This is a genomic window from Catenisphaera adipataccumulans (assembly GCF_014202755.1).
Taxonomy (GTDB): domain Bacteria; phylum Bacillota_I; class Bacilli_A; order Erysipelotrichales; family Erysipelotrichaceae; genus Catenisphaera; species Catenisphaera adipataccumulans.
On sequence record NZ_JACHHK010000002.1, the window covers coordinates 132,148 to 144,209 of the forward strand.

Consider the following 12,062-nt stretch of genomic DNA (forward strand, 5'->3'; position numbering starts at 1 on the left):
TTTTAATAGTTTTAAATTCTTTATACAGTGCTATAATAAACACGGATAGAGGAGGGAGGTGAAACAATGAAGAGAGCAGGAATGTATGCGTTCTTTTTCGTATGCTTGTTTACTGGATTTTTCTTTTGCGCAGATAAAGTATCCGCTGCAGCGTGTACAACATCTTCTGCATGTCCGACGGAAACAACTGTTGATGATTCGCTTCCGGATGATCTGACGCAGCCGGTGATCATTCAGAAAACGGATCCAAATGGAGCTCAGCTGAGCGATGCTGAACTTAGTGTTGTCGATTCGAACGGAGTCGTTCAGACAAACATTGTCACCACATACAACACGACAACATTGAACCTATCAAAAGGTGAGTATTTCCTGCATGAGTCCGGTGTACCGGACGGCTACCAGAAAGCCAAGGATATCTGGTTCTCTGTCAATCCGACGGTGGATTCCCGAAACGGAAAATACATTTCGACAGATAGTGTTCAGTTTACTGGACTGACCGAAAAAGGCGGCGTGCGGCAGGATACAGAATTTGGAAAGATTGTTTACTGCATCAATCCAGAAAAGAAGGGAATGCCAGTTCCGCAGCTTGCGTCTATCAGTCCGATGAGTGTTTCAGACTCTGAATACTTTATCGTTTATGGGAATGCTGATAAATTGTCAGCTTGCTGGACTATGTATGAAGATAGTGCTGCTTATGAACAAAAATTGGCAAACTTGAATAAAGAATTTAATTATCTGGTCAATCAAGGATACAAAAAACTCGGTGAACCGTTTGAAGGTATGACCGATGCACAGTCGTACGCGGCGACGCAGTTGGCAATCTGGGCAACGTTGGAACCGGGTGTACGTCAAATGCAATATGGATTTAATTCCGGATGGGCAATTTGGGATAACCCACAGAACTTTGAATTTAATAATGGAAGCCAAATCTATGGACAAGCTGCAGCGTTTTTGAATTTTGCTAATTTATTATACAACGATGATCCGGCTATTAATACGTACTACATGAGCGAAGAAAGCAGTACTGATCGTGACACGATTATAGCCAAGGCAAAAGAATTATTTGAAAATGCGCAGAACGCAGATGAATTGGCGAACACTCAGTATGACCATTACATGCTGTATTATAGTGAACAAGATGGATATTGCGGTACTATCTCGGAATATCAGAATTTAATTTCCGCTGCTGCTTCTTCGGATCCGATCACGATCACGATGATCGATGAACCAATTCCGGAAGAAAAAGAAGAAACGCCGAAAGAAGAAAAAGAAACACCAAAAGAAGAAAAGAAGACGCCGAAAGCAGAAACAAAGACAGTCAATACACAGACTGTACAAACCAATGGCGTCAATACAGGCACCACAACGAATATGATGATGTGGGCCATGACGGCGATCAGCGCATTAGGTGCTGCGATGTTAATCAAAAAAGAAGCAGAATAAACAATTTGTTCTATAAAATGACCCCCAGAGGTTGGAAAACCAGCCGAAGGGGTTTTTATTATGAGCATGAACAGAATGCTTCATGATTAAATGATTTATAAAAAATAGATATAAATAAAATTTATATAGGCGCTCCATCAATGATTCAAAAATGATATAATACTTGTAAACGGATAGAGAGGGAGGTGAAAAAATGAATCACAAATTGAAGAGAGCGTCTTTATTGGTTTTCTTTTTTGTATGTTTGTTCGGCGGATTGTGGATAGCGGCAGGAAACACATATGCTTCCAGCTACCGCCAGCAGCTTGCTCCGGCGCCGACTGTCGATGATTCCGTTCCGGATGATCTGACGCAGCCGGTGATCATTCAGAAAACAGATCCGAATGGAGCACAGCTGCAAGATGCTGAAATTAGTGTTGTTGATTCAAATGGTGTCGTTCAGACGAATATTGTGACTACGTATGATGTGACGACGCTGAATATGTCCAAAGGTGAGTATTTTTTGCATGAGAGCGGTGCACCGGACGGTTACCAGCAAGCTGAGGATATCTGGTTCTCCGTCAATCCAACGGTAGATTCCCGAAATGGAAAACACATTTCGACAGAGGATGTTCAATTTACTGGAATAACAAATCTAGGCGGCGTGCGGCAGGATACGGAATTTGGAAAGATTGTTTATTGTATCAACCCGGAAATAAAAACTTCGAATTCGGTTGGTGTTGCATCGGTTCAACCAATGAGCGTTGAAGACCCGGAATATTTTATCGTATACGGTTCCAAAGAAAATTTATCGGCTGCTTTGAGCGGTAATTCATATAACGATCAGACATTGAATAATTTAAATAGCAAATTTAATTATCTGGTCAATCAAGGATACAAAAAAATTGGCGAACCGTTTGAAGGAATGACGGATGAACAATCCTACGCTGCAACGCAGTTAGCAATCTGGGCAACGATCCAACCAGAAACTTGCCATATTGATCTGGAGTCTTCAGTTTTAGTTGATGGATGGAAGATTTGGGACAATTTAGAGGAATGGAATGGTTATGAGCTGCCACAAGATGATGCCTTTCGTATATTTATCAACAGGCTTTATAACATCAATGTGGGTCCAGAGTATTTCGACAGTGAAGAAGCAGGCCGTGACATCATTATCGCTAAAGCGAAAGAGTTATTCGAAAATGCACAGAACTCCGATGAACTGGCCAAAACGAAATATGACCATTACATGTTATATTATAATGAACAATATGGAAATGGAGAGATACCAGAATTCCAAAATCTGATTTCTGCTGCAGATCCTTCGGATCCGATCATCGTTACGATGATCGATGAACCGATCCCGGAGGAGCCAGAAGAAACGCCGGAAGAAGAACAAGAGACGCCAAAGAAAGAAAAGAAAACGGTCAATGCACAAACGGTGCAAACCAGCGGTGTTCAGACCGGCAGTGCGGTCCATACGATGCTGTGGACCATGATGATGATCAGTGCATTCGGTGCTGCGATGTTCATCAAAAAAGAAGCAGAATAAAATAATCTATTTTTACGTGAACCCCAAAAGTTGGACAGCCAGCCGGAGGGGTTTTTCTTTGTTTGAATAGATATGAAAAATATAATAAATAAATTAACAAAAAGTGTAATAAAAAGGATATATTAATCAGAGCATTAATATAGTAAAAATTGATGTTATAAGATATAATATCTCTGGATGAGAGGGAGGTGAAAAAATGAACCAAAAAATGAAGAGAGTATATTTGTGGGGTTTCTTTTTTGTATGTCTGTTCGGCGGCTTATGGATGACGGCGGGAAATACATATGCTTCCAGTTATCATCAGCATCTTAGCCGGCCGGATATAACGGATACATCGGTTCCAAGTGATGTTCAGCAGCCGGTGGTCATCCGGAAAACGGATCCAAATGGAACACAGCTGCAGGATGCTGAAATCAGTGTTGTCGATTCAAATGGTGTCGTTCAGAAAAATATCGTCACCACATATAAAGCGACGACGCTGAATATGGCAGAAGGTACATATTTTCTGCATGAGACGGACGCACCGGCCGGTTATCAAAAAGCGGCCGATGTGACATTCAATGTTAAGGTCATACCGGACAGCCGGAACGGAGAGACCATTACGATGCAAAGAAACATCACAAATTATGATGCGGAAAACAAATCCAGAATTCAATTCTCTGATGGCGCATGGCACGATGCAGAAAATGGTATCCTCTACCAATTTAATTCCGTTTGGGCAGATTGGTTTCGGAATACTCAGGCTGCAGATGCATACTATAGTCAAGAAACCACAGCTGGTACGTATCTTATTTCTTATGGGACCGAAAATAAATTGAAGTTACTGATGGATAGCCCTGTGTACGAAGGCCGTGACATGGCGGCACTGCAGAAAGAACTGATTTATTTGATCAATCATGGCTACAATGGGACAGCTTTTAGTGGATTGTCAAATGCGACATCGTATGCAGCGACACAGTTGGCTATTTTCCAGGCAATCAATGACAGGACCTTTGTGAGTGATGAGGAAATAATGGATCAGTGGAACAACGGCGACGCAAAAGATTATTTGGAACAGTATTTTTTCTTTCGACATCTTGATGAGGTTGAAAGTACACTGGATATGGACGCTGCCTTAACCAAAAGTGATGAACTGCTGACGGCTGCGAAGCAGGCTGCTGCAGATGAAAATTACGATCCTGTCGAATATTACATGTTGTATTTTTATAAAGCGAATGAATCAAATTACGAAAATTATGGTATGTTCCCAGATTGGATCTCCGCTGCCAAGGTCACATCGATGGAAGTGATCATGGTGGATGAAAAAGAAGCAACGGAAACTACGGAAACGACAGAAAAAGAAACGCCAAAAGAAGAACAAGAGACACCGAAGGAAGAAAAAGAAACACCGAAGACAGAAAAGAAAACTGTCAATGCACAGACTGTACAAACCAACGGTGTTCAGACGGGCAGTGCAGTTCATACGATGATGTGGACCATAGCGGCCATCAGCGCACTGGGTGCTGCAGCTGCAGTCAGAAAAGAAATGTAAAATAAGAAGGACCGGGATCCCGGTTCTTTTTTGAAACAATTTTCATTCATTTCATTATTTACAATTTTCTTTCAAGGTGTTACAATTCAATCAACAAAACCGTTGAGGCGGAGATAACGTCAGACCAGGACGTACAGAGAGTTCCCGATGGTGGAAACGGAACGGACACCGATTTGGCAAATGGACCGCTGAGGGTACAGTGAAAAGGAGATCCCTGAGTATTCTGTAACGTAAGGCCTGCGTCAGAGGCCGGAAATATGTTTGTATTTCGCAAGCGCACATCGATCGATGTGAATCAAGGTGGCACCGCGGATAATGTTTATTCGTCCTTGACAGAAAAAAGTTTCTGTCAGGGACTTTTTTCTTGCGAACAAAAGGAAAGAGGAAAAAAACATGATCAAAGAAGCAATTGAAAAAATCGTAAACAAAGAAGACTTAACCTATGATGAAGCGTATACCGTCATGAATGAAATCATGTCCGGTGAAACTTCCCAGACCCAGAATGCTGCCTTCCTGGCCGCGCTGAGCACCAAAAGCGCGCACATGGAAACCATTGATGAAATCAGCGGCTGTGCGACCGCCATGCGGGAAAAAGCAATCCCATATGACCGCGGCGACATGGACTTGTTAGAGATCGTCGGTACCGGCGGAGACGGCGCGCACAGCTTTAATATCTCTACAACTGCAGCTCTGGTCTTGGCTGCCGGCGGTGTCAAAGTCGCCAAGCACGGCAATCGGGCAGCCAGCTCCTTATGCGGCACGGCCGACTGCCTGGAAGCTTTAGGCGTCAACATCAACCAAGATCCAGAAAAAGCGAAACAATGTCTGCAGGAAGCCGGCATGTGCTTCTTCTTTGCACAGAAATATCATACATCGATGAAATATGTCGGTGCGATCCGTAAGGAATTGGGATTCCGCACCGTCTTCAATATTCTTGGTCCGCTGACGAACCCAAGCAAACCGAATTACTTTATCCTTGGGGTTTATGACCGCTATCTGGTGGAACCGATCGCCAAAGTACTGGTCAACCTGGGCGTCGAGCGCGGCTTTGTCGTCTACGGCGAAGATAAGCTGGACGAAGTCAGCATCTCCGCACCGACCCTGGTCTGCGAGATCCGAGACGGCTTCTACCGCACCAGTGAGATCACACCGGAACAATTCGGCTTTGAACGCGGTACCAAAGAGGATATCATCGGCGGCACACCGCAGGAAAATGCTCAGATCACCAAGGACATTCTGTCCGGCAAGGAACAAGGACCGAAACGCAATGCCGTACTGATGAATGCAGGCTTGGGCTTCTATGTTTATGGTAAATCGGAGACCCCGGAAGCCGGCGTGCAGTATGCCAAAGAGGTATTGGATTCCGGCAAGGCCATGGCTACCTTGCAGAAGCTGATCGAGGTGTCCAATGCCTGAAAATATTTTAGTGACGATTGCCGAAGCGGCGAGACAGCGCGTAGAGATCGCCAAAGAAGCCGTCACACCGGAATCCTTGTGCCGCAAGGCCGAAGCACTGCCCAAATTGAACCACCCGTTTTATCAGGCGCTGGCCAAACCGGACATTTCCTTTATCTGTGAATGCAAACAAGCATCGCCGTCCAAAGGCCAGATCGTGGAACACTTTCCATACGTAAAGATCGCCGAAGAATATGAAGCAGCCGGTGCCGATGCCATTTCGGTGCTCACCGAACCGCAGTGGTTCAAAGGCGGCTTTGATTATTTGCATGAAATCAGTCAGAAGGTATCGATCCCATGTTTATGCAAAGACTTTACCATTGATGAATATATGATTGACCAGGCACGGCTGAACGGCGCTGCAGCGGTGCTGCTGATCGTTGCGCTGCTGGATGAAGAGACGCTCAGCCGCTATCTGGCCAAGGCCGAAGCGCTGGGAATGGATGCGTTGGTGGAGTGCCATGATGAAAACGAAGTAGCGACAGCCAAACGCTGCCATGCCCGGATCATCGGCGTCAACAACCGGAATTTGAAAAACTTCAGCGTGGATCCGCACAATTGTCTGCGGCTGCGTGAACAAGTCGGTCATGACTGTTTGTTTGTGGCCGAAAGCGGCATCAAGAATGCAGCCGATGTACAGGCGCTGCGCCAGGCTGATGTCGATGCCGTGCTGATCGGTGAAACCATGATGCTGGCGGCGGACAAGACGCAGAAACTGAAGGAATTGAAACAATGATCCGGATCAAGATCTGCGGTCTGCGCCGGCTTGAAGATATCGCGATCGCCAATCGCTGTCATCCCAATTATGCGGGCTTTATCGTTGATTTTCCGAAAAGCTTCCGCAGTGTAGAGCCGGCTGCTCTGCATACCTTGACCGATCGGCTCGATCCTGCCATTCCGGCCGTCGGTGTCTTTGTCGATGAAGATCCGGCCGTGATCGAACAATTGGTCAGGACTAATACGATCCAAATGGTGCAGCTGCACGGCCATGAGACACCGGCGATGATCCGCACCGTTCAATCATTCGGCGCACCGGTCATCAAAGCCTTTGTGATCCGCAGCGAAGCAGACCTGCAGCCAGCCATTGACAGTCCGGCCGACGCGATCCTGCTGGATGCCGGTCAAGGCAGCGGCCGTACCTTTGACTGGAGCCTGCTGAAACAGATGGACCGGCCGTTCATCCTGGCCGGCGGCCTGAACCCGGACAATCTGTCGGAGGCCATTCAAACCCTCCGCCCGGCTGCCGTTGATATCAGCAGCGGGGCTGAGACCAATCAAATCAAAGATGAACAAAAAATCAAACAATGCATTGCGTTGTGTCGAAAGGAGCAGTTATGACAAAGAGTCGAGGAAGATTCGGCATTCACGGCGGACAATATATTCCCGAAACGTTGATGAATGCGGTCATTGAATTGGAAGAAGCATACAATCACTATAAAAACGATCCGCAGTTTCAGGACGAACTGCAGACCTTATTAAATGAATACGCCAACCGCCCGAGCCGTCTGTACTATGCGGAAAAAATGACCAAAGATCTCGGCGGTGCCAAGATCTATTTAAAGCGGGAAGATCTGAACCATACCGGCGCCCATAAGATCAACAACGTCCTGGGCCAGGCGCTGTTGGCAAAAAAGATGGGCAAGACCCGTCTGATCGCCGAGACCGGCGCCGGCCAGCACGGTGTTGCCACCGCTACGGCTGCTGCGCTGATGGGCATGGAATGTGTCGTATTCATGGGCATCAAAGATACCGAACGACAGGCACTGAACGTTTATAAAATGAAACTGTTGGGTGCCGATGTCGTGCCGGTCAAGACTGGCACTGGGACATTGAAAGATGCCGTCAGTGAAGCGATGCGCGAATGGACCAACCGCATTGCCGATACGCACTATTGCCTCGGTTCCGTGATGGGCCCGCATCCGTTCCCGACCATCGTCCGTGATTTCCAGGCAGTCATCTCCAAAGAGATCAAAGCCCAGATCCTGGAAAAAGAAGGCCGTCTGCCTGATGCCGTCCTGGCCTGTGTCGGCGGCGGAAGCAATGCCATCGGCTCCTTCTACAACTTTATCGATGACAAAGATGTCCGTCTGATCGGCTGTGAGGCAGCCGGCCGCGGCATCGATACACCGGAAACCGCAGCGACGATCAACACCGGCCGCGAAGGCATCTTCCACGGCATGAAATCCTACTTCTGTCAGGATGAATTCGGCCAGATCGCACCGGTCTATTCGATCAGTGCCGGATTGGATTATCCAGGGATCGGACCGGAACATGCCTATCTGCATGACATCGGCCGGGCCGAATATGTCGCCATCACCGATGAAGAAGCGGTCAATGCGTTTGAATACCTTTCCCGTATGGAAGGCATCATTCCGGCCATTGAATCCAGCCATGCCCTGGCTTACGCGATGCAGATCGCACCGAAAATGGACAAAGACAAGATCATCGTCGTGACATTATCGGGACGCGGCGATAAAGACTGTGCGGCCATTGCCCGCTATAGAGGAGAGGATATTTATGAGTAGGATCGCAGAAGCATTTGACCACGGCAAAGCGTTCATTCCATTTGTGACATGCGGAGACCCGGATCTAAACACAACCAAAGCAATCATCAAAGAACTGCAGGCAGCCGGGGCAGATCTAATTGAATTGGGCATTCCGTTTTCAGATCCGACCGCTGAAGGACCGACCATTCAGGAAGCCAATCTGCGCTCGTTATCCAACGGCTGCACCACTGACAAGATCTTTGCGATGGTCAAAGAGATCCGTCAGGAAGTTACCATCCCGATGGTCTTCATGACCTATGCGAATGTTGTCTTCTCCTACGGCAGCGAACGCTTCATCAAGACTGCCAAGGAAATCGGCATGGACGGCATGATCCTGCCGGATGTACCCTATGAAGAAAAAGAAGAATTCCTCGATTTGTGCAAAAAATATGATTTTGATTTGGTTTCATTGATCGCACCGACCAGTGAGGACCGCATCCAGATGATCGCCGCCGAAGCAGATGGTTTTGTTTACGTAGTTTCCAGTTTGGGCGTCACCGGCGTACGAAGCAAGATCACGACCGATCTGAAAAGCATGGTTGCCAAGATCAAAGCGGCGACGGATATACCGTGTGCCATCGGATTTGGCATCAGCACTCCGGAACAAGCACGGAATATGGCGATGACCGGTGCGGACGGCGTCATTGTCGGGTCTGCGATTGTTAAGATCATCGCACAATATAAACAAGACGCTCCTCGTTATGTCGGCGAATATGTCCGCTCCATGAAAGAAGCGATCCGCGGTCTGTAAAGACCGCATTTTTTTTCGACATTCCGTGACGAACGACCGTTGTATCCAATGACATTCTTTTTTATGATGGAAGCAGGAGATGATCAAATGACAGCGCAGAAGAAATGGCATATTGCCAACACGATCTATGGGATCGTCTGGATCTATTCGCTGATCCATAATATCCGTCTGGGCAATGCCAACGGCATTTTCATGACCGGGGTCGCTGCCGTGACGCCTTGTCTGATCCCGTTTCTGTTTCACTGCATGCATTGGCAGCCCGTTTATGAAATTTATCTGATCAATACGATCTTTATCTTTTTTGCCAGTCTGGGCAGCCCGCTGGGCGGCTACAGTGTCCCAGGCTTTGATAAGGCGCTGCACTTTGTGAGCGGCTTTCTGGTTTTAACGATTGCGATGATCTTGTTTTACGGCATCCGCGGCACCGACCGCCTGGAAGATGACCGGACCAAGATCTTGTTTTATGTGTTCATCAATGCCTGCAACATGGCCGGCGGACTGATCTGGGAATATTATGAATTTATGATGTTGGTGCTGTTCAACAACGATGCGATCAACCACTATACGACCGGAGTTTATGATTCGATCACGGACATGATGTGCTCCACCGCCGCCGGTCTGGTGTTGACGTTTTTGATCATCAAAAGAAAGAAACTGGCCGGTTTCTTCCTGCATACGGCGGAACAGTTTTATCAAACCAACATTCAAAAGGCGGATCGATGATGGAAATCCTTCTGCTTTTGTTTGTGCTGATCCTTGTTCACAGATACCCAAGCTTCCGTGTTGACGGCCGAAGCATGGAACCGAATTTTCACCATTTGGAACGGGTGGTCGCCCGCCGCATGACAGCCGATGCGTCGATCGAACGGTTTGAGGTCGTCATCCTGCGTTTGCACGGCGGCCGACGTCTGATCAAACGGATCATCGGTCTGCCCGGCGAGACCGTTGCCTATCAGGACCATCAGCTTTACATCGATGGCTGTCCGTTCACGGAGCCATTTTCCCATGGTATCACGATGGATTTCGGACCGGTGCAGCTGGATCAGGATGAATATTTTGTGCTGGGGGACAATCGGCCGGCCTCACTTGATTCTCGAACTTATGGTCCTTTTCACCGAAAAGACATGATTGCGAAGAATGTGCGCAAAAGTTTATGGAAAATGTGATATGGTAAGGGTGGAAAAAATCATAAAGGAGGATCGTATGATTCAAAATTTCAATTATTATACGCCGACCCGTGTCGTTTTCGGCAAGGGAACGGAAAACCAGGCGGGCGAACTGGTCAAATCCTATCAAGCCCGCAAAGTCCTGGTTCACTACGGCAGCCAGCATGCCGTGAAGTCCGGCTTGATCGACCGCATCTGCAAATCATTGAATGAAGCCGGCGTTGAATATGTGACCTTGGGCGGCGTGGTCCCGAACCCGCGTTTATCCCTGGTCTACAAAGGTATCGATTTATGTAAAAAAGAAAATGTCGACTTCCTGCTGGCGGTCGGCGGCGGCAGCGTGATCGACTCCACGAAAGCCATCGCTTACGGACTGGCCAATGAAGGCGATGTCTGGGAACTGTATGAACGCAAGAAAAAAGCGACGGGCTGCTTCCCGCTGGGCGTCGTGCTGACCATTGCCGCATCGGGCTCGGAAATGAGCAACAGTTCCGTCATCACTAAGGAAGACGGCTGGATCAAACGTTCGTACAACGATGATATTGCCCGGCCGAAGTTTGCGGTCATGGATCCGGAACTGACCATGTCGCTGCCGGATTATCAGACAGAGTCAGGCTGCACCGATATCATGATGCACACGATGGAGCGCTACTTTGTCAACGGCGGTTCGATGGGTTTGACTGATGAGATCGCTCAAGGTCTGCTGCGCACCGTGATGAAAAACGCATTGATCCTGCATAAAGATCCGCAGAACTACGAAGCTCGTGCTGAGGTGATGTGGGCCGGCAGTTTATCGCACAACGGTCTGACCGGCTGCGGCATCAAAAAAGGCGATTTCGTCTGCCACGGTCTGGAACACGAACTGGGAGCGATGTTTGACGTCACGCATGGGGCCGGACTGGCCGCTGTCTGGTCATCCTGGGCACGTTATGTGATGCTTGACTGCCTGGATCGGTTTGCGAAATTTGCGGAAACCGTGCTGGATATCCACGACGAATCACCAGAGGAGACGGCAGCAGAAGGCATCGATGCGATGGAAGACTTCTTCCACGAGATCGGTATGCCGACTTCATTAAGCGAACTGGGCGTGCATCCGACCGAGGAACAGTTCAACAAGCTGGCCGATGACTGTTTTGCGCACAACGGCCACAAAGGCAGTGCCAAGGTCATGGACCGGGATGATTATTATAAAATCTATAAAATTGCCGCTTAATATGCGTAATATGTATGTAAAGAGTATGTAAAAATGGGTCCGATACCGATAAAATCATGGTATCCTTTCAGCAGGAGGATGACTATGAGTAAAAAAGACAAATCTTTTAACTATTGGAGCCTGACTTATCAAGGAAAATATGAACGGACCCGTAAAATGATCCCGCTGGTCATCGTGATTGCGGTCTTAGCACCGTTTTTCACATCCGCTGCCTATGACAGCACCGGAGTGGGTATCGTTTTTGATGTGATCCTGATCGTGACTTTGATCCTTCAATTGAGCTACACGAAGAAAAAAGCCATGGCAGAAAGTGATGACTTTACCGATGGTTCAGACGACGATGATGATTAAAGGCCGCAAGGCCTTTTTTTCTGAATATAGGACAACAAACATCTGAACCCGGGAGACTGAAAACTTACTTGAAAT

General features: G+C 47.6%; 12 protein-coding genes. All 12 read left to right on the plus strand.

Annotated features, from left to right (window positions below; genetic code table 11):
* Nucleotides 1–66 precede the first annotated feature (66 nt).
* The 12 genes from HNQ47_RS02710 (at nt 67) to HNQ47_RS02765 (ending at nt 11,987) form a co-directional block, all read left to right on the plus strand.
* Nucleotides 67–1,443 carry a SpaA isopeptide-forming pilin-related protein gene (locus HNQ47_RS02710; protein WP_183327301.1) on the plus strand — a complete coding sequence of 459 codons (1,377 nt, stop codon included), beginning with the start codon at nt 67–69 and terminating at the stop codon, nt 1,441–1,443.
* 193 nt (nt 1,444–1,636) lie between these two features.
* Nucleotides 1,637–2,974 (plus strand): SpaA isopeptide-forming pilin-related protein, encoded by a 1,338-nt coding sequence (locus tag HNQ47_RS02715; protein WP_183327303.1) that lies wholly within the window; start codon nt 1,637–1,639, stop codon nt 2,972–2,974.
* 196 nt (nt 2,975–3,170) lie between these two features.
* Nucleotides 3,171–4,505: a prealbumin-like fold domain-containing protein gene (locus tag HNQ47_RS02720; protein WP_183327305.1), complete on the plus strand. Its 1,335-nt coding sequence runs from the start codon at nt 3,171–3,173 to the stop codon at nt 4,503–4,505.
* Between the two features lie 393 nt (nt 4,506–4,898).
* Nucleotides 4,899–5,921: an anthranilate phosphoribosyltransferase gene (trpD, locus tag HNQ47_RS02725; RefSeq protein ID WP_183327307.1), complete on the plus strand. Its 1,023-nt coding sequence runs from the start codon at nt 4,899–4,901 to the stop codon at nt 5,919–5,921.
* Nucleotides 5,914–6,696, plus strand: a complete 783-nt coding sequence (gene trpC, locus HNQ47_RS02730) for an indole-3-glycerol phosphate synthase TrpC (RefSeq protein WP_183327309.1) — start codon at nt 5,914–5,916, stop codon at nt 6,694–6,696. The genes trpD and trpC overlap by 8 nt, the downstream gene beginning before the upstream one ends.
* A complete protein-coding gene (locus HNQ47_RS02735; RefSeq protein WP_183327311.1) occupies nt 6,693–7,298 on the plus strand; it encodes a phosphoribosylanthranilate isomerase in 606 nt (201 codons plus the stop codon). Before trpC ends, HNQ47_RS02735 begins: the two co-directional genes overlap by 4 nt.
* Entirely contained in the window at nt 7,295–8,485 is a 1,191-nt protein-coding gene (gene trpB, locus HNQ47_RS02740; protein WP_183327313.1) for a tryptophan synthase subunit beta, read from the plus strand. Before HNQ47_RS02735 ends, trpB begins: the two co-directional genes overlap by 4 nt.
* Nucleotides 8,478–9,257, plus strand: a complete 780-nt coding sequence (gene trpA, locus HNQ47_RS02745) for a tryptophan synthase subunit alpha (RefSeq protein WP_183327315.1) — start codon at nt 8,478–8,480, stop codon at nt 9,255–9,257. Before trpB ends, trpA begins: the two co-directional genes overlap by 8 nt.
* 63 nt (nt 9,258–9,320) lie before the next feature.
* Nucleotides 9,321–9,980 carry a DUF2238 domain-containing protein gene (locus tag HNQ47_RS02750; protein WP_183327317.1) on the plus strand — a complete coding sequence of 220 codons (660 nt, stop codon included), beginning with the start codon at nt 9,321–9,323 and terminating at the stop codon, nt 9,978–9,980.
* Complete coding sequence (gene lepB / locus HNQ47_RS02755; RefSeq protein WP_183327319.1) at nt 9,977–10,423, plus strand: signal peptidase I; 447 nt, start codon at nt 9,977–9,979, stop codon at nt 10,421–10,423. The genes HNQ47_RS02750 and lepB overlap by 4 nt, the downstream gene beginning before the upstream one ends.
* A 37-nt stretch (nt 10,424–10,460) precedes the next feature.
* Complete coding sequence (locus tag HNQ47_RS02760) at nt 10,461–11,636, plus strand: iron-containing alcohol dehydrogenase (RefSeq protein ID WP_221247947.1); 1,176 nt, start codon at nt 10,461–10,463, stop codon at nt 11,634–11,636.
* Between the two features lie 84 nt (nt 11,637–11,720).
* The gene (locus tag HNQ47_RS02765) at nt 11,721–11,987 is read left to right on the plus strand and encodes a hypothetical protein (RefSeq protein WP_183327321.1); all 267 of its coding nucleotides are present in this window, start codon (nt 11,721–11,723) and stop codon (nt 11,985–11,987) included.
* Nucleotides 11,988–12,062: the final 75 nt, after the last annotated feature.

What these genes read in the sequence shown, in the direction of transcription:
- HNQ47_RS02710 (WP_183327301.1), top strand. Translation starts at nt 67, where the DNA reads ATGAAGAGAGCAGGAATGTATGCGTTCTTTTTCGTATGCTTGTTTACT.
- HNQ47_RS02715 (WP_183327303.1), top strand. Translation starts at nt 1,637, where the DNA reads ATGAATCACAAATTGAAGAGAGCGTCTTTATTGGTTTTCTTTTTTGTA.
- HNQ47_RS02720 (WP_183327305.1), top strand. Translation starts at nt 3,171, where the DNA reads ATGAACCAAAAAATGAAGAGAGTATATTTGTGGGGTTTCTTTTTTGTA.
- trpD (WP_183327307.1), top strand. Translation starts at nt 4,899, where the DNA reads ATGATCAAAGAAGCAATTGAAAAAATCGTAAACAAAGAAGACTTAACC.
- trpC (WP_183327309.1), top strand. Translation starts at nt 5,914, where the DNA reads ATGCCTGAAAATATTTTAGTGACGATTGCCGAAGCGGCGAGACAGCGC.
- HNQ47_RS02735 (WP_183327311.1), top strand. Translation starts at nt 6,693, where the DNA reads ATGATCCGGATCAAGATCTGCGGTCTGCGCCGGCTTGAAGATATCGCG.
- trpB (WP_183327313.1), top strand. Translation starts at nt 7,295, where the DNA reads ATGACAAAGAGTCGAGGAAGATTCGGCATTCACGGCGGACAATATATT.
- trpA (WP_183327315.1), top strand. Translation starts at nt 8,478, where the DNA reads ATGAGTAGGATCGCAGAAGCATTTGACCACGGCAAAGCGTTCATTCCA.
- HNQ47_RS02750 (WP_183327317.1), top strand. Translation starts at nt 9,321, where the DNA reads ATGATGGAAGCAGGAGATGATCAAATGACAGCGCAGAAGAAATGGCAT.
- lepB (WP_183327319.1), top strand. Translation starts at nt 9,977, where the DNA reads ATGATGGAAATCCTTCTGCTTTTGTTTGTGCTGATCCTTGTTCACAGA.
- HNQ47_RS02760 (WP_221247947.1), top strand. Translation starts at nt 10,461, where the DNA reads ATGATTCAAAATTTCAATTATTATACGCCGACCCGTGTCGTTTTCGGC.
- HNQ47_RS02765 (WP_183327321.1), top strand. Translation starts at nt 11,721, where the DNA reads ATGAGTAAAAAAGACAAATCTTTTAACTATTGGAGCCTGACTTATCAA.